The organism is Kitasatospora albolonga (assembly GCA_002082585.1).
GTDB classification, from domain to species: Bacteria; Actinomycetota; Actinomycetes; order Streptomycetales; family Streptomycetaceae; genus Streptomyces; species Streptomyces stephensoniae.
The window spans coordinates 2865047-2881454 of sequence record CP020563.1 but is presented as its reverse complement, the minus strand read 5'-3'; the positions used below and the strand labels follow the sequence as shown (position 1 = coordinate 2881454).

At 71.9% G+C, this 16408-nt stretch carries 14 protein-coding genes; 12 read left to right on the top strand and 2 right to left on the bottom strand.

All coding sequences use genetic code 11. The features are described from left to right. Nucleotides 1-82: 82 nt before the first annotated feature. The 8 genes from B7C62_12385 to B7C62_12350 all read left to right on the top strand — a co-directional run bounded on the left by B7C62_12385 (nucleotide 83) and on the right by B7C62_12350 (nucleotide 8727). Nucleotides 83-1417, top strand: coding sequence for a cytochrome (locus B7C62_12385; protein ARF72974.1), 1335 nt, complete (start codon nucleotides 83-85; stop codon nucleotides 1415-1417). Nucleotides 1418-1581: 164 nt separating this feature from the next. After that, nucleotides 1582-2634, top strand: a complete 1053-nt coding sequence (locus B7C62_12380) for a transglycosylase domain-containing protein (GenBank protein ID ARF72973.1) — start codon at nucleotides 1582-1584, stop codon at nucleotides 2632-2634. Nucleotides 2635-3129: 495 nt separating this feature from the next. Then, nucleotides 3130-3846, top strand: a complete 717-nt coding sequence (locus B7C62_12375; protein ID ARF72972.1) for a transglycosylase — start codon at nucleotides 3130-3132, stop codon at nucleotides 3844-3846. A gap of 336 nt (nucleotides 3847-4182) precedes the next feature. Next, nucleotides 4183-5463 (top strand): phosphopyruvate hydratase, encoded by a 1281-nt coding sequence (locus B7C62_12370; protein ARF72971.1) that lies wholly within the window; start codon nucleotides 4183-4185, stop codon nucleotides 5461-5463. Nucleotides 5464-5555: 92 nt separating this feature from the next. Then, nucleotides 5556-6035 carry an acyl-phosphate glycerol 3-phosphate acyltransferase gene (locus B7C62_12365; GenBank protein ARF72970.1) on the top strand — a complete coding sequence of 160 codons (480 nt, stop codon included), beginning with the start codon at nucleotides 5556-5558 and terminating at the stop codon, nucleotides 6033-6035. Nucleotides 6036-6129: 94 nt separating this feature from the next. Further along, nucleotides 6130-6741, top strand: coding sequence for a phosphatase (locus tag B7C62_12360; protein ID ARF72969.1), 612 nt, complete (start codon nucleotides 6130-6132; stop codon nucleotides 6739-6741). Then, a complete protein-coding gene (locus tag B7C62_12355) occupies nucleotides 6738-7679 on the top strand; it encodes an exopolyphosphatase (protein ARF72968.1) in 942 nt (313 codons plus the stop codon). The genes B7C62_12360 and B7C62_12355 overlap by 4 nt, the downstream gene beginning before the upstream one ends. Nucleotides 7680-7710: 31 nt before the next feature. Beyond that, nucleotides 7711-8727, top strand: a complete 1017-nt coding sequence (locus tag B7C62_12350) for an arsenic resistance protein (protein ID ARF72967.1) — start codon at nucleotides 7711-7713, stop codon at nucleotides 8725-8727. A gap of 4 nt (nucleotides 8728-8731) precedes the next feature. Here the strand turns inward: B7C62_12350 and B7C62_12345 are convergent, their stop codons facing one another. Together B7C62_12345 and B7C62_12340 are read right to left on the bottom strand one after the other, a co-directional pair. After that, nucleotides 8732-8989, bottom strand: coding sequence for a hypothetical protein (locus tag B7C62_12345; protein ID ARF72966.1), 258 nt, complete (start codon nucleotides 8987-8989; stop codon nucleotides 8732-8734). 99 nt (nucleotides 8990-9088) lie between these two features. Next, a complete protein-coding gene (locus tag B7C62_12340) occupies nucleotides 9089-9883 on the bottom strand; it encodes a hypothetical protein (protein ARF72965.1) in 795 nt (264 codons plus the stop codon). A gap of 158 nt (nucleotides 9884-10041) precedes the next feature. Here B7C62_12340 and B7C62_12335 point away from each other — a divergent pair, with 158 nt between their 5' ends. The 4 genes from B7C62_12335 (at nucleotide 10042) to B7C62_12320 (ending at nucleotide 16168) form a co-directional block, all read left to right on the top strand. Next, the gene (locus tag B7C62_12335) at nucleotides 10042-10902 is read left to right on the top strand and encodes a hypothetical protein (GenBank protein ID ARF77125.1); all 861 of its coding nucleotides are present in this window, start codon (nucleotides 10042-10044) and stop codon (nucleotides 10900-10902) included. Nucleotides 10903-10950: 48 nt separating this feature from the next. Next, nucleotides 10951-12267 (top strand): hypothetical protein, encoded by a 1317-nt coding sequence (locus tag B7C62_12330; GenBank protein ARF72964.1) that lies wholly within the window; start codon nucleotides 10951-10953, stop codon nucleotides 12265-12267. Between the two features lie 182 nt (nucleotides 12268-12449). Further along, nucleotides 12450-14378 carry a beta-glucosidase gene (locus tag B7C62_12325; protein ARF77124.1) on the top strand — a complete coding sequence of 643 codons (1929 nt, stop codon included), beginning with the start codon at nucleotides 12450-12452 and terminating at the stop codon, nucleotides 14376-14378. Between the two features lie 398 nt (nucleotides 14379-14776). Then, the gene (locus B7C62_12320; protein ID ARF72963.1) at nucleotides 14777-16168 is read left to right on the top strand and encodes an NADH dehydrogenase FAD-containing subunit; all 1392 of its coding nucleotides are present in this window, start codon (nucleotides 14777-14779) and stop codon (nucleotides 16166-16168) included. The last annotated feature ends 240 nt before the right edge of the window (nucleotides 16169-16408 follow it).

Below are 16408 nucleotides of genomic sequence, written 5' to 3'. Positions count from 1 at the left end.
TCTTCTCCGTACTACGCGGGACCGCGCACCCCCCTCCACGCCCCGTCCGACGGCCTGAAGGGGTGCCCGATAACGTCAGGGGGTGAACGACAGCCCCGTCCCCGGCACCCCCGCCCCGCCCGCCTGCCCCCACGGCGCCGGAGCCGCCGGGGCGCCCCCCGCCCCCGAACTCTTCACCTGGGAGTTCGCCACCGACCCGTACCCCGCCTACGCCTGGCTCCGCGAGCACAGCCCCGTGCACCGGACCGCGCTGCCCAGCGGGGTCGAGGCGTGGCTCGTGACCCGGTACGGGGACGCCCGGCAGGCGCTCGCCGACGCTCGGCTCTCCAAGAACCCGGCGCACCACGCGGGGTCCGCGGCGGCCAAGGGGAAGACGGGGATTCCGGGGGAGCGCAAGGCGGAGTTGATGACCCATCTCCTCAACATCGACCCGCCGGACCACACCCGGTTGCGCCGGCTCGTCTCCAAGGCGTTCACTCCGCGCCGGGTCGCGGAGTTCGCGCCCCGCGTGCAGGAGCTGACGGACCGCCTCATCGACGGCTTCATCGAGGAGGGGAAGGCGGACCTGATCCACGATTTCGCCTTCCCGCTCCCCATCTACGCGATCTGCGACCTGCTCGGTGTCCCGCGCGAGGACCAGGACGACTTCCGGGACTGGGCGGGCATGATGATCCGCCACGGCGGCGGGCCGCGCGGCGGGGTGGCCCGGTCGGTGAAGAAGATGCGCGGCTATCTCGCCGAACTCATCCACCGCAAGAGGGAGAATCCGGGCGACGACCTGATCTCCGGGCTGATCAAGGCCAGCGATCACGGCGAGCACCTCACGGAGAACGAGGCCGCGGCGATGGCCTTCATCCTGCTGTTCGCCGGGTTCGAGACGACGGTCAACCTGATCGGGAACGGTACGTACGCCCTGCTGCGCCACCCCGAGCAGCGCGCCGGGCTGGAAGCCTCCCTGGCGGCGGGGGAGAGCGCGCTGCTGGCCACCGGGATCGAGGAACTGCTCCGGTTCGACGGGCCGGTGGAGCTCGCGACCTGGCGGTACGCCACCGAGGCGCTGACGCTCGGCGGCCAGGAGATCGCAGCCGGGGACCCGGTGCTGGTGGTGCTGGCGGCGGCCGACCGGGACCCGGAGCGGTTCGCGGACCCGGACGCGCTCGACCTCTCGCGGAGTGACAATCAGCACCTCGGTTACGGTCACGGAATCCACTACTGCCTGGGAGCGCCGCTCGCCCGGCTGGAGGGCCAGGCCGCCGTGGCGACGCTGCTGAGACGCCTTCCCGGCCTGCGACTTGCGGCGGAACCTGCCGATTTGCGCTGGCGCGGCGGGCTCATCATGCGTGGACTGCGCACGCTGCCGGTGGAGTTCGAGCCGGGGCGGCGCCTCGGCGAAGGTGACACGCTGTCACCTCTGTGACTTTCACGTGATCTGCGCTGCATCGACTTGTGACATGCGTTCGAGTCCCGCTAGGTTCACGGTTCGACGCGTCGGCGGCTGTTCACCGGTTGCCCGCGCGCCACTTGCGTAACAGCTTCATGCTCCTCAGTTCCTGCTTGTCAGTCGCACGGAAGGCAAACCCCATGGGCTCCGCGAACGGCAGACACCGCCGCCCTCGTCAGGCACCCGCCATCGTTGTCGCCGCAGGCGTGACCGGATCGGCCATCGCCATCCCGCTCCTCGGCGCGGCGGGCGCGAACGCGGCCGAGGCCACCACCTGGGACCGGGTCGCGGAGTGCGAGAGCGGCGGTATGTGGAGCGCCGACCTCGGCAACGGCTACTACGGCGGGCTCCAGTTCTCGCAGGAGACCTGGTCGGCGTACGGCGGGACCGACTTCGCGACCCGGGCCGACCTCGCCAGCCGTTCGCAGCAGATAGCCGTCGCCGAGAAGGTCCTGAAGGACCAGGGCCCGCAGGCGTGGCCGAGCTGTGCGGTGATCTCGGGCCTCGCGGTGGACGGCAGCCTCCCCGGGGTCGACCCCGGCACCGCGCCCTCCGCCGACCCCACCCAGGACCCGACGACCGCTCCGGCGGACGAAGCGGACGAAAAGGGTGAAGCGAAGGGTTCCGGCGATACCGGCAGCTCCGACAAGTCCGGCAATTCTGGCAACTCCGGTAATGCCGACAAGGGTGAGAAGGCGGGTAAGGGCGACACAGCCGACCCTTCGGCGAAGCCTTCCGCGCCGCCCGCCACCGGGAAGGCCGGGAAGACCGGCTCCCCGGAGGCCCCTGACGCCTCGCAGCCCTCCGCCACCGCCCCCGAGGGCTCCGGCGGCAAGCACCGCGGCGCCCCCGCCCCCGAGGAGGCCGCGGGCCAGGAGGCCGACGGTCCCCGCGGGCCCGGTCGGCACGCCTCGCGCGGCGACGGCGACGCACGGGACGCCGGGGCGGTCACCCCGGGCGGCTACACCGTGCAGCCCGGCGACAACCTCTGGGCCATCGCTGACGCACAGGAACTTCCCCAGGGCTGGACCGGTCTGTACGAGGCCAACAAGGACCTCCTGGGCGCCGACCCGGACCTGATCCTGCCCGGTCAGAGCCTGGATCTGGGCCTGGAGCGGGACGCGGGCGAGGGCGCGGGCAAGGGTGCGGAGAAGGGTGCCCCGGAGGGCGCCGAGGTGCCGTCCGCCAACTGATTCAATTCGGGAAAACGCCCCAAAACCGCGGGCAGTTCAGAGACCTATGTCCACTTATGCGTAAGTGAGACATGGGTCTCTTTGCTTCAACTGGCGTGTTGCGTCCGTCCGCTCGGCGCAGATCCCCTCCGACCTGCGGAAACGATCCGTCAGGGTGAGCAAGTAAGCGCTGATTGGGTCATTATGTCCGTCTTTGAATGTGGGGGTTGCCTGTGTTTACGGTCGGAACCGCTCGCACCGCGGGCCCCGTCGACCGTCACGCCGAATCCTGCCGTCGGTCGAAGGGAACAGACGCGTAAAGCGCCGTAGGCAGGAGCGGGGGACCCAGGTAAGCCGCCGGGTCCGGACAGCCCCTTGGCGTCCTTCACGGTCGAAGGACGGGGGCAGTACGGGACCGGCTCGGGGTGAAGCCGCGTGCAAGGTCACGCGGCCGGGCAACTCATTGGCCCGAACCCGACAGCTCACCTCGTAGGCGTCGGTGAGGAGATTCGTTCCATGCTGCTGAACAGCAAGGGCAAGCACCGCCGCCCGTCCAAGGCCGCCCGTCTCGCCACCCTGGCCGGTGTCACCGGCGCCGCCGTGGCCGTCCCGCTGATGGGTGCCACCAACGCCTCCGCCGCCTCCGTCGCCACGTGGGACGCCGTCGCCCAGTGCGAGTCCGGCGGCAACTGGTCCATCAACACCGGCAACGGCTACTACGGCGGGCTCCAGTTCTCGCAGTCCAGCTGGGCCGCCGCCGGTGGTACGCAGTACGCCCCCCGCGCCGACCTGGCCTCCAAGGACCAGCAGATCGCCACCGCCGAGCGGCTCCTCGACATGCAGGGCCCGGGTGCCTGGGCCTGCGCCGGTGCCGGTGGCCTCACCAACGACGGTGTGGACCCGGGCGTGAACACCGGCTCCGGCCAGTCCGCGAGCAAGCCGCAGCAGGCGCAGCCCGAGCGCAAGGCCGAGCAGCCCACCACGCGCAGCGAGCAGCGCACCGCCCCGGCCGCCCCCAAGGCCGAGAGCTCCAAGAAGACCGTCACCACCCCGACCGGTGAGAAGGTCCAGAAGGGCGACGGCGAGTACAAGGTCAAGGCCGGCGACACCCTCAGCAAGATCGCTGACAAGGAAGGCGTCAAGGGCGGCTGGGCCAAGCTCTTCAAGCTCAACGACGACATCGTCAAGGACGCGGACCTGATCTTCCCGGGTCAGCAGCTCCACCTGAAGTAACAGTCGGCTCTCCTCCCCGGAGGGAGGGGGTCCGGCGGTCCCCTCCCTCGCACGGCTCCCCGGCCCGGCGCGCTCTCCCCCCGTGCGCGCCGGGCCGGGGCCTTTCCGTGAAAGCCCGGGAAACGGGCGGGAGGGATTCGTTCATCTCTTGTCGCCAACACTTGTTACCGCTCAGTAGATTTTTGGAGTTTTGTCCCGTCATGCGGGTCCTTGGGTCCTTTTTCGTCCCAGGAGACGGGCGGTCGTCCGACTGATGCGGCCGGGCCGGTTAGGCTCGTGTCGCAAGGCCACAGTGACCCTGCACAACCAGTGTCAGATCCCAGAAGGAGATGCCTCGTGCCGTCCATCGACGTCGTCGTAGCCAGGGAAATCCTCGACTCCCGGGGCAACCCCACGGTCGAGGTCGAGGTCGGCCTCGACGACGGCAGCACGGGCCGTGCTGCCGTTCCGTCCGGTGCCTCCACCGGTGCGTTCGAGGCCATCGAGCTTCGTGACGGTGACCCCAACCGCTACCTGGGCAAGGGCGTCGAGAAGGCCGTCCTCGCCGTCATCGAGCAGATCGGCCCCGAGCTCGTCGGGTACGACGCCACCGAGCAGCGCCTCATCGACCAGGCGATGTTCGACCTGGACGCCACCGAGAACAAGGCATCGCTCGGCGCGAACGCCATCCTCGGTGTCTCGCTCGCCGTCGCGCACGCCGCCTCCGAGGCGTCCGACCTGCCGCTCTTCCGCTACCTCGGCGGCCCGAACGCGCACCTGCTGCCCGTTCCGATGATGAACATCCTGAACGGCGGCTCGCACGCCGACTCCAACGTGGACATCCAGGAGTTCATGATCGCCCCGATCGGCGCGGAGTCCTTCTCCGAGGCCCTGCGCTGGGGCGCGGAGATCTACCACACGCTGAAGAAGGTCCTCAAGACCAAGGGCCTGTCCACCGGACTCGGCGACGAGGGCGGCTTCGCCCCGAACCTGGAGTCCAACCGCGCCGCCCTGGACCTCATCGTCGAGGCCATCAAGGAGGCCGGTTACGTCCCGGGCCGCGACATCGCGCTCGCGCTCGACGTTGCCGCGTCCGAGTTCTACAAGGACGGCGTCTACGAGTTCGAGGGCAAGTCCCGCTCGGCCGCCGAGATGACCGAGTACTACGAGGAGCTCGTCTCCGCGTACCCGCTGGTCTCCATCGAGGACCCGCTGTACGAGGACGACTGGGCCGGCTGGAAGGTCATCACCGACCGCATCGGCTCCAAGGTCCAGATCGTCGGCGACGACCTCTTCGTCACCAACCCGGAGCGTCTGGCCCGCGGCATCGAGGAGGGCTCCGCCAACGCCCTGCTCGTCAAGGTCAACCAGATCGGTTCGCTGACCGAGACCCTGGACGCCGTCGAGCTGGCCCAGCGCAACGGCTTCAAGTGCATGATGTCGCACCGCTCCGGCGAGACCGAGGACGTCACCATCGCCGACCTCGCCGTCGCCGTGAACTGCGGCCAGATCAAGACCGGTGCCCCGGCCCGCTCGGACCGCGTCGCCAAGTACAACCAGCTGCTGCGCATCGAGGAGATCCTCGACGACGCCGCGGTGTACGCGGGCCGCTCCGCCTTCCCGCGCTTCAAGGGCTGACCGCAGCCCCGAGACGGTAGCCTCCGCCCGTCCCCGCACTCGGTCCCGTACCGTGTGCGGGGACGGACGTGCGTAATGGGGAGGCGTGAGACATGGCCGGGAAGGACCGCGACCGGTTCTCCACCGCGACCAGGCTGCGGCTGCTCGGCGAGCAGACCGCCGCCCGCGTGTACCGCTCCCAGAACCGCCGCCAGGCCCGCCGCTCCCGGCTCACCGGCCGGGCCGCGTTCCTGGCGCTGGTGGTCTGCTCCCTGGTGGTCGCGCTCGCCTACCCGATGCGCCAGTACGTCTCCCAGCGCGACGAGATCGCCGAGCAGGAGCGGCTCTCGCGGCAGGCGGAGCGGCGCACCGAGGAGCTGCGGGACGAGAAGGCGCGGCTCCAGGACGACGCGTACATCATGCGGCTGGCCCGCCAGCACCTTCATTACGTACTCCCCGGGGAGACCGGCTTCACCGTGGCCGACCCCGACGCGGTGAAGGACCGTCGCGGGGAGCCCGGCGCGAGCAACCGGCCCTGGCACTCCAACCTCTGGGACGGCGTGGACAGCGCCGACCGGGCCGACCGCGACTGACCGGGACCCGTCCCGTACGTCCACCTTCCGACTCCCCGTACGTCCGCCTCTACACGTCCACCTCTACGAGCTTCCGAGCAGAACCAAGGCAGGCATGGAAACGCCCCCTCCGCAGACCGAGTCCACCAAGCCCACCGACGCGGACATCGCCGCGTTCGAGCAGCAGCTCGGCCGCCCGCCGCGCGGCCTGCGCGCCATCGCGCACCGCTGCCCGTGCGGCAACCCGGACGTGGTGGAGACCCAGCCCCGTCTGGAGGACGGCACGCCGTTCCCGACGACGTACTACCTGACCTGCCCCCGGGCGGCCTCGGCGATCGGCACGCTGGAGGCGAACGGGGTCATGAAGGAGATGACGGCCCGTCTGGAGACCGACCCGGAGCTGGCCGCCGCCTACCGGGCCGCCCACGAGGACTACATCGCCCGCCGCGACGCCATCGAGGTCCTGGAGGGCTTCCCCAGCGCCGGTGGCATGCCGGACCGGGTGAAGTGCCTGCACGTCCTGGTCGGCCACTCCCTGGCCGCCGGGCCCGGGGTGAACCCGCTGGGCGACGAGGCCATCGCGATGCTGCCGGAGTGGTGGGCCAAGGGCCCGTGCGTGGCGCCGTGCGCGCCGAAGGAGGAGGACGGCTGGACCGTGGACGAGGGCGACGGGGGCCACTTCGCCTTCCGTCCCGTCGACGGCCCCTCCGAAGGGCAGGGCGCATGACCCGGGTCGCCGCCATCGACTGCGGCACCAACTCCATCCGGCTCCTCGTCGCCGACGTGGACCCCGCCACCGGCTCCTTCACCGAGCTGGACCGGCGGATGACGATCGTCCGCCTCGGCCAGGGCGTCGACCGGACCGGCCGGCTCGCTCCCGAGGCGCTGGAGCGCACGTTCGCGGCCTGCCGCGAGTACGCCGCCGTGATCGGGGAACTGGGCGCCGAACGCGTCCGCTTCGTGGCCACCTCCGCCTCCCGAGACGCCGAGAACAGCGCCGACTTCGTGGCCGGGGTCCGGGACATCCTGGGCGTCGAGCCCGAGGTGATCACCGGCGACCAGGAGGCGCAGCTCTCCTTCGACGGCGCCACCAAGGAGCTGGCCGGCGGCGACCACCTGGCCAAGCCGTACCTGGTCGTCGACATCGGCGGCGGCTCGACCGAGTTCGTGCTCGGCGCGGACGAGGTGGCGGCGGCGCGGTCCGTCGACATCGGCTGTGTACGGATGACCGAGCGCCACCTCACCGAGGACGGCACCGTCGTGGACCCGCCCACCCACGACCGGGCCGCCGCGATCCGCAAGGACATCGAAGCCGCCCTGGACGTGGCCGCCGCGACCGTACCCCTGACCGAGGCGGCCACGCTCGTCGGCCTGGCGGGCACGGTCACCACGGTCGCGGGGATCGCGCTGGAGCTGGCGGAGTACGACTCCGAGGCCATCCACCACTCCCGGGTCTCCCGGGGCCAGGTCCGCGCGATCACCGAACACCTCCTCCGGTCGACCCACGAGGAGCGCGCCGCGATCCCCGTGATGCACCCGGGCCGCGTCGACGTGATCGCCGCGGGCGCTCTCGTCCTGCTGGCCGTGATGGAGCGGACGGGCGCGCACGAGGTCGTCGTCAGTGAGCACGACATCCTCGACGGGATTGCCTGGAGCGCCGCGTAAAGGCCCCGCAGGGGCAGGGGGGACGTACGGCATGGGTGACGGCGCACCGCGCGGGGTCGTCGAGCGGATGGAACACCATCAGGTGGTCATCTATCTCGCCGCGATGGCTCTCGGTGCCCTTCTGGGGCTCGCGGTGCCTTCTTTTGGACCGGGCCTTGAGCATCTGATCAACCCTGTCCTCGGGGCGCTGCTGTTCGTGACCTTCCTTCAGGTCCCGGCGGCGGAACTGCTGCGATCGCTGCGTGACGGGCGGTTCCTCTGCGCCGCGCTGGTGGTGAACTTCCTCGTGGTGCCGGTCGTGGTCGCCGCGATGTTCACGTTCCTGCCCGCCGACCGGGCGGTGCGCCTGGGTGTGCTGCTCGTGCTGCTCTGCCCGTGCGTCGACTACGTGATCGTCTTCAGCGGTCTCGCCGGGGGATCGGCCCGTCGGCTGCTCGCGGCGACCCCGTTGCTGCTGGTCGCGCAGATGGTGCTGCTGCCGGTGTTCCTGTACGCGTTCCTCGGCTCCGGGCTCACCGAGATCGTGGAGGCGGGGCCGTTCCTGGAGGCGTTCGCCTTCCTGATCGTCATCCCGCTCGCGCTGGCGTGGGGGCTCCAGGCGTGGGCGGGGCGGCGGGAGAGCGGGCGGAAGGTGTCGGACGGGGCCACCACGACGATGGTCCCGCTGATGGCCGCGACCCTCCTGGTCGTCGTCGCCTCCCAGGTACCGAAGCTGGGCGGCAGCCTGACCGATGTCGCCGCCGTCATCCCCTTCTACGCGGCGTTCCTGGTGGTGATGGCCTTCGCCGGGAAGGCGGTGGCCCGGGGCTTCCGGCTGGACGTGCCCGGCGGGCGGGCGGTGGTCTTCAGCGGGGCGACGCGCAACTCTCTTGTGGTGCTGCCGCTCGCGCTCTCCCTACCGGACCCGTACGCGATCGCCGCCGTCGTCGTGGTCACGCAGACCCTGGTCGAGGTCCTCGGCATGGTGCTCTACGTCCGGGCCGTGCCCCGCCTGCTGCCTGCTTCTTCTCCGGCCCCCCGGACCTCCGCCCCGGACCGGTCCGCCTGACGGGTCACGGGCGCCATCGCGGACGGTAGTCGGGGTGCTCGGCGTAGGACTGGGCAAGGACCCGAAGCGCGTGGGCCAGACCGGTCGAGCGGGGGTCCGAGGCGTCCATGGCCCGGTAGTCGCGGACCAGTTGCTCGGTCAGGTCGAGCATGGGGAGATGGCTGTCGAGAAGGGCCTCGCCGCCGATGGTGCCGGCCACGTAGGCGTAGGCGTGGTGGTCGTCCATGATGCGTGCGGCAAGGAACTTCAGGAGATCGTCCATGGGGGTCATCCTGGTGGGCGACCGCTTCGGCGGTCAGGCGGCTGTCCGGTGGCTGTCGGGGTGGGGCGGCGGTGGCGGCCGGGGCCGGACCGGTCGGCGTCAGGGACACGGGCCGGTTTCCGCCCCGTCACGGAAGCGCAGGACGAACCGCGCGCTCTCGCCCCTGATCCGGCGCCGTACGTAGAGCACGGGTGCGCCCGTCGCGTCGCAGCTCACCCCCTCGCGCACCAGCAGCGGGCTGCCCGTCGGCACCCCGAGGGTGTCCGCGTCGTCCACGTCCGCGCCCACCGCGGAGAAGGCCCGCCAGTCGTATTCGAGGGTGATGCCCATGGCCTCGCTCAGGCGGCGCACCACATTGCCCAAGCTGTCGGAAGGGCCCAGGTCCGGGGGGAGCCTGGCGGTCAGCAGCCAGTAGGAGTTGACCACCCAGGCCGCCGTGCCCTGGAGGAACACCGTGTCCACCCGGCTCAGTTCGTCCGCCGGGCAGCGCAGATGGGCGGCGGCCTCCTGGTCGTGGCGGCCCGACGGGCCCGGCCGGACCGCCACGATCCGCTCACCGTCGAAGTCGGGCTCCCGGCCCGGCCCCCCGTCCAGCGGAACGGACTGGGTGCTGCCGATGTCCACCCGCTGGCTGCGCGGATCGACAGTGATGGACACCCGGGTGACGGGCGGTCGGACGAACGTGCCGACGCCCCGTCTGACCTCGATGGACGCGGCCCGCTCCAGCTCGGCCATCGCCTGCCGCACGGTGAGCCGGTTGACGCCGAACTCCGCCGACAGCTCCGGCTCGCTGGGCAGCCGTGTCCCGGCCGGCAGCTCTCCGGCGTCGATCCTGCGCTGGAGACCGCGGGCGAGCTGGAGGTAGACCGGGGCGGATCTCTGGTTTTTCGGCACTGCTCGATCCTAGGGAGTCCGGAGGGTGCGCCGGGGCGGGGAGCGGCTGTTCATTCCCCGTACACCGGCCGGCCGACAGGCGGTCCGGACGGCGCCGCACGGACATCTAAACATCTAGATGTCTCTGCTGACGCGTGATCGAACCCGAGGACCCGTCCATGCCCGCGCTTTCCGTGGATCTGCTCAACTTCCGTGACGCCGCCCTGGCCGCCGACCCCGGCGGTACGCGGGTCCGGCGCGGTGCCCTGTACCGCTCCGCCCAGCCCTTCCCCGCCGCCGGTCCCCGTACGGCCGACGGGCTCCGCGCGGCCGGGGTGCGGACGGTCATCGACCTCCGCGGTGCCGGGGAGCGCCGCCCCGGGGACTGGCAGGCCCTGCGGGGCACCGGCATCGAGATCGTCGAGGCGCCCCTCGAAGCGGCCGGGGAGGCGGTCAGGGGCGAGCTGGCCGCGCTGCGCACGGATGCCGATCTGGGCCGGTTCTACGCCTCCCTGGCCGCCGCGGCCCCCGACGCCCTCGCGGCGGCGGTGGGCGCGGCGGCCCGCCCCGGCGCGGTGCTCGTCCACTGCGCGGCGGGCAAGGACCGCACCGGCCTGCTGACCGCCCTCCTGCTCGAACTGCTCGGGGCCCCCGACGAGTCCATCGCCGACGACTACGTACGCACGGCGGACGAACTGCCGTCGGTCCTGGCCGCCCTCGCCGACCGCGTCGGCGCGGTCCCGCTCAACCGGCTGCCGGGCGGCGGTACGCGGGAGGGCGCCGGTACACCGGGCGGCCCGGTGATCCCCGCTCCGCTGCTGGCCGCGCCGCGCGCCGCGATCCTCACCTTCCTCCGCCTGACCCGTGAACACCACGGCGGTGCGGGGCCGTTCCTGCGCGGGTGCGGGGTGCCCGACGCCGTGATCGAGGAGTTCCGGGAGAAGGCGGGCTGCGCCACAACGGGCCTGGACGAGGCGGGGCGGGAGAAGGCGGGCCGGGCCTCAGCGGGCCGGGCTCCGGTCGCCCTCCCCGGACGCTGAACCCCCGCTTCCCTTCCCCTTCACCTTTCCCTCCCCAGGAGTACGTCCATGTCCGAAGCCCCCGTAGTGGTCCCGGCCCCGCCGGGCCCCGTGGTTCCCGGCGGTACGGAGGACCGGGCCCCGCGCCGTACGCTCGTGGCCCTCGTCGTCACCGAGCTGCTGCTGTCCTTCGCGCTCGCCACCCCTCTGGTCGCCACGCTGAGCCTGAAGGTCAACGAGATCGCCCCCGGCGAGCGTACGAGCGTGCTGAGCCTGGTGGCGGCCGTCGGGGCGGTCGCCGCCTTCCTGCTGAACCCGGTGTTCGGGCACCTCTCCGACCGCACGGCCGGCCGGTTCGGCCGCCGCCGTCCGTGGATCATCGGCGGGCTGCTCGCCGGACTCCCCGCCGCCGTGGTGATGGCGACCGCCACCACCACGGTCCAGCTCACCATCGGCTGGCTCCTCGCCCAGGCCGCGTACAACGCGGCGCTCGCCGCGCTCTCCGCCGTCATCGCCGACCGGGTTCCGCCCGGCCGCCAGGCGACCGCCTCCGGACTGTTCGGGGCCGCCGGGTTCGCCGGGGTGGTGCCCGGTCTCGTCCTCGTCGGGATGCTGCCGGGCCGGACCGTGCTGCTGTTCCTGCTCCCCGCCGGGGCCGCCGCCGTCGGGGGCGTGCTCGCCTGGTACCTGCTGCGCGGCGAACCGCCGCTGGACCCGGCCGAGCGGGAACCGGTCAGCGTGCGCTCCGTCTTCACCAGCCTGACCTTCGACCCGCGGACGTCGCCCGCCTTCACGATCGTCTGGGGCCAGCGCTTCCTGCTCCAGTTCGCCAACTCCCTCATCGGCGCGCTCGGCCTCTACTTCTTCATGGCCCGCCTCGGCATGTCCACGGCGGAAGCGGCCGCCCTGCTGTCGGTCACCGGGCTGTTCTCGCTGGCCGGCAACGTGGTGTCGGCCGCGGTGTGCGGCAGACTCGCCTCCCGTACGGGGGCGTACCGGGCCTTCATCATCGGCTCCGGGCTGCTCCTGACCCTCTCCATGCTCCTGAAGATGACCGCTTCGTCGGTGTGGCCCGTCTACGTGGCGTCGGCGCTGGCCGGAATCGGGCTCGGGGCGTTCTACGCGGTCGACCTCGCCCTGGTCATCCGGGTGATGCCGCACTCCGCCGACTCCGCCCGCTATCTCGGCGTCTTCAACATCGCCAAGTCGCTCCCGCAGTCGATCGCCCCGGCCCTCGCCCCGCTGCTGCTGGCGCTCGGCAGCGACCCCGTCGTCCGGTCGGGCGACGGCAACTACTTCGCCCTCTACGCGGCGGGCGCGCTGGCGGCGCTCGTGGCCACGGCCCTGACCCCGCTGATCCGGCACCCCCGGCTCACCCGCGACTGATCCGGCCCGCCCGCGACTGAGACCCCGCCCGCCCCGGCCCGAGCTGGTTCCGGGGTGCCCCCGGCCCCACCCCGACCGATCACGCGACGCACCGCACGAAAGGCCCCGCCATGCCCGTACGACCGCCCCTGCTGCACCACCACGACGGCACCCCGTTCCGCGATCTCAACCACAACGGCACGATGGAGCCCTACGAGGACCCCCGGCTGCCCGTCGAGGACCGGGTCGCCGATCTGCTGGCCCGGATGACCCTGGAGGAGAAGGCCGGGCTGATGTGCCACGGCCGGATGCTCCCGCCCGCCGACGACACCCCGTCCGCCGACGGCGCCTCCGACGCTCCGGGCGGGCCGGGCGGGGGGCCCGGCACCGGCACCGGCACCCCCGCCACCCCGCCCACCGGCGCCGAGCACATCGCCGCCCGGCACATCAACCACTTCGCGCTCATGGCCGTACCGCCGCCCGCCGCGATGGCCCGGTGGAACAACCACGTCCAGGACCTCGCCGCCGCCACCCGCCTCGGCATCCCCGTCACGTTCTCCTCGGACCCCCGGCACGGCTTCACCGCCAACCCGGCCACCGCCCACTCCGGCGAGGGCTTCAGCGCCGGACCCGAACCGATCGGGCTGGCCGCCACCGACGACCCCGGCCTCGTCCGGGAGTTCGCTGCCGCCACGGCCGCCGAACTCCGGGCCGTCGGCATCCGCCTCGCCCTCCACCCGATGGCGGACCTGGCGACGGAGCCCCGCTGGGCCCGGATCAGCGGCACCTTCGGCGAGGACGCCGACCGGGCCGGGCGGATGCTCGACGCCTACATCCGGGGCATGCAGGGCGACCGGCTCGACGGCACAAGCGTGGCCTGCATGGTCAAGCACTTCCCCGGGCACGGCCCGCAGGCCCTGGGCGAGGACGCGCACTTCGCGGCGGGCCGCGCCCAGGCGTTCCCGGGCCGGAACCTCGCCCACCACCTGCGCCCCTTCGAGGCCGCGTTCGCGGCGGGCGCGGCGCAGGTCATGCCCTGTTACGCGATCCCCTCCGGCACCGGCCTCGCGGAGGTCGGGGCGGGGTACAACCGGGACGTCGTCACCGGTCTGCTCCGCGAGCGGTACGGCTTCGACGGGGTGGTGTGCACCGACTTCAACGCCCTGACCGGGATGGAGATCCCCGGCCTGGTCACCCTCCCCGCCCGCGCCTGGGGCGTCGAGCACCTCTCCGTACCCGAACGGCTGGTGACGATGCTGGACGCCGGGGTGGACCAGCTCGGCGGCGAGACCTGCCCCGAGCTGATCGTGGCGGCGGTCCGCTCGGGGGCGGTGGGGGAGGAGCGCATCGACGCCTCCGTACGCCGCGTCCTGCGCGACAAGTTCCGGCTCGGCCTCTTCGAGGACCCGTACGTGGACCCCGAGCGGGCCGCGCCGCTGGTCGGGACCCCGCGGACCCGGCGGCTGGGACGCACGGTCCAGCGCCGCTCCCTGGTGGGCCTGTCCGGGAGCGCGGAGCCGTTCACCACCGCGCGCCGCACGAAGCCGGGGAGCCCCGCCGACACCGGAAACCCCGCCGACCCCGGAAACCTCACCGACCCCGGAAACCCCGCCGACCCCGAGAACCTCGCCGTCTACGCCGAGAACATCGCCCCCGCCGCCCTCGCCCGCTACGGCCGGACCGTGGCCACCCCCGAGGAGGCCGATGTGGCCCTCCTGCGCCTCGCCGCCCCCTACGAGCACCGCGAAGGGCTGCTGGAGCGGCACTTCCACTCCGGTTCGCTGGAGTTCCCCGCCGAGGAGGCCGCCCGGCTGCGGGCTATCTGCGCCGCCGTGCCGACCGCGATCAGCGTCTTCCTCGACCGGCCGGCCGTACTGGCCCCGCTCACCGGCCCGGCCGGCCCCGCCCTGCTGATCGGTGACTTCGGCGCGGACGACGATCTCGTGCTGGACGCCGTCTTCGGGGGCGTACCGCTGGTAGGGGTGCTGCCGTTCGACCTGCCGTCGTCGATGAGGGCCGTGGCGGAGTCCCGGGAGGACGTCCCCTTCGACACCGCCGCGCCCCTGTGGCGCTGCGGGCACCGGGCCCCTGCCGGGGAGGGCGCTCAGGAGCGTTTCGCGCCGCACCTTTGAGCTGCTGAAAGGCCCCCGGGGAGGCTCCGGGAGGCTCCGGGAGGGGGCTCCGGGCGGTACGCCGCGCCGAACTTCGTGAACTTCTTCACAAGGAATTCGGCCCTGTTGGGCGCAGTCGGGGCCCGCAAGGGCCGTCCGGTCCCCAAGTGGTGCCGTGCGGCAGGCGTACGGGGGCGTTCCGGGCGCGTTGCGTACGTGTGAAACGGGGCGGCCGTCGCACCTCTCCGGAGGGCCAAGGGCCAGCTCACAGGCGGTCAGGAACGTTTCCCGGGGCGTTGCGGTTCCCTTGCGGGGTCATGACCTGGGTCACGTGGGCGGCGAAGTGTAGCAGAGGGTGGGTGAATCCTTGTGAAGGGGCTCACGAGCACCCCCCTGGGGCGGGGTGGATACTCGATGGCATGAGCACCACGGAGCGTCCCAGGATCCTCGTTGTAGGCGGTGGGTACGTTGGCCTGTACGCAGCTCGTCGCATTCTGAAGAAGATGCGGTACGGGGAGGCGACCGTCACGGTCGTCGACCCGCGGTCGTACATGACGTACCAGCCCTTCCTCCCCGAAGCTGCCGCAGGCAGCATCTCGCCTCGGCATGTCGTCGTCCCGCTGCGACGCGTGCTGCCCAAGGCTGAGGTTCTCACCGGTCGTGTCACGACCATCGACCAGGACCGCAAGGTGGCCACGATCGCGCCGCTCGTCGGCGAGGCGTACGAGCTGCCCTTCGACTACCTGGTCATCGCGATGGGCGCGGTCTCCCGTACCTTCCCGATCCCCGGCCTCGCCGAGCAGGGCATCGGTATGAAGGGCATCGAGGAGGCCATCGGCCTGCGCAACCACGTCCTGGAGCAGCTGGACAAGGCTGACTCCACGACCGACGAGGACGTCCGCCGCAAGGCGCTGACGTTCGTCTTCGTGGGCGGCGGCTTCGCCGGTGCGGAGACCATCGGCGAGGTCGAGGACATGGCCCGCGACGCGGCGAAGTACTACACGAACGTGAAGCGCGAGGACATGCGCTTCATCCTCGTCGACGCCGCCGACAAGATCCTTCCCGAGGTCGGCCCGAAGCTGGGCGCCTACGGCAAGGAGCACCTGGAGAGCCGTGGCGTGGAGATCTACCTCTCCACCTCCATGGACTCCTGCGTCGACGGCCACGTGGTGCTCAAGAACGGCCTGGAGGTCGACTCCAGCACCATCGTGTGGACCGCCGGTGTGAAGCCGAACCCGGCGCTCGCCCGCTTCGGTCTGCCGCTCGGCCCGCGTGGTCACGTGGACACCTCCGAGAAGCTCCAGGTGCAGGGCACCGACTACATCTGGGCCGCAGGCGACAACGCCCAGGTCCCGGACATGATCGGCCGCCGCGCCGGCAACCCGAACGCCTGGTGCCCGCCCAACGCCCAGCACGCGCTGCGGCAGGCGAAGGTCCTCGGCGACAACGTGATCTCCGGTATGCGGGGCTTCCCGCAGAAGGAGTACAGCCACGCCAACAAGGGTGCGGTCGCCGGTCTCGGCCTGCACAAGGGCGTCGCGATGATCGTCATGGGCAAGGTGAAGATCAAGCTCAAGGGCCGTCTCGCCTGGTACATGCACCGCGGCTACCACGGCATGGCGATGCCGACGTGGAACCGTAAGATCCGGATCTTCGCCGACTGGACGCTGGCGATGTTCCTCAAGCGCGAGGTCGTCTCGCTCGGCGCCATGGAGACGCCGCGCGAGGAGTTCTACGAGGCCGCCAAGCCTGCCCCGGCTCCGGCCGTCGCCGCCGCCAAGCCCGAGGGTGAGAAGGCCAAGGCTTCCTGACCCCCGGGTGACCGCTCCGTGAGGAGCACCCCTGTACGACGCCCGAAGGGGCCGTCCGCCATCCGTGGTGCGGACGGCCCCTTCGGCGTGTCCCGGCCTCTCCACCGCGCGTTTTGCCCTTTCGTTGCCCGGTGGCGGGATGACGGAGCGTCGCGGGAGAGTTGACGGAGAAGTACGGCGTACCGGCACCGGGGCACCTGACGGCGGAACCATGAGTACGTCCGTACGCAGTGAGCTCGT

What these genes read in the sequence shown, in the direction of transcription:
- B7C62_12380 (ARF72973.1), top strand. Translation starts at nt 1,582, where the DNA reads ATGGGCTCCGCGAACGGCAGACACCGCCGCCCTCGTCAGGCACCCGCC.
- B7C62_12375 (ARF72972.1), top strand. Translation starts at nt 3,130, where the DNA reads ATGCTGCTGAACAGCAAGGGCAAGCACCGCCGCCCGTCCAAGGCCGCC.
- B7C62_12365 (ARF72970.1), top strand. Translation starts at nt 5,556, where the DNA reads ATGGCCGGGAAGGACCGCGACCGGTTCTCCACCGCGACCAGGCTGCGG.
- B7C62_12360 (ARF72969.1), top strand. Translation starts at nt 6,130, where the DNA reads ATGGAAACGCCCCCTCCGCAGACCGAGTCCACCAAGCCCACCGACGCG.
- B7C62_12355 (ARF72968.1), top strand. Translation starts at nt 6,738, where the DNA reads ATGACCCGGGTCGCCGCCATCGACTGCGGCACCAACTCCATCCGGCTC.
- B7C62_12350 (ARF72967.1), top strand. Translation starts at nt 7,711, where the DNA reads ATGGGTGACGGCGCACCGCGCGGGGTCGTCGAGCGGATGGAACACCAT.
- B7C62_12345 (ARF72966.1), bottom strand. Translation starts at nt 8,989, where the DNA reads ATGGACGATCTCCTGAAGTTCCTTGCCGCACGCATCATGGACGACCAC.
- B7C62_12335 (ARF77125.1), top strand. Translation starts at nt 10,042, where the DNA reads ATGCCCGCGCTTTCCGTGGATCTGCTCAACTTCCGTGACGCCGCCCTG.
- B7C62_12330 (ARF72964.1), top strand. Translation starts at nt 10,951, where the DNA reads ATGTCCGAAGCCCCCGTAGTGGTCCCGGCCCCGCCGGGCCCCGTGGTT.
- B7C62_12325 (ARF77124.1), top strand. Translation starts at nt 12,450, where the DNA reads ATGGAGCCCTACGAGGACCCCCGGCTGCCCGTCGAGGACCGGGTCGCC.
- B7C62_12320 (ARF72963.1), top strand. Translation starts at nt 14,777, where the DNA reads ATGAGCACCACGGAGCGTCCCAGGATCCTCGTTGTAGGCGGTGGGTAC.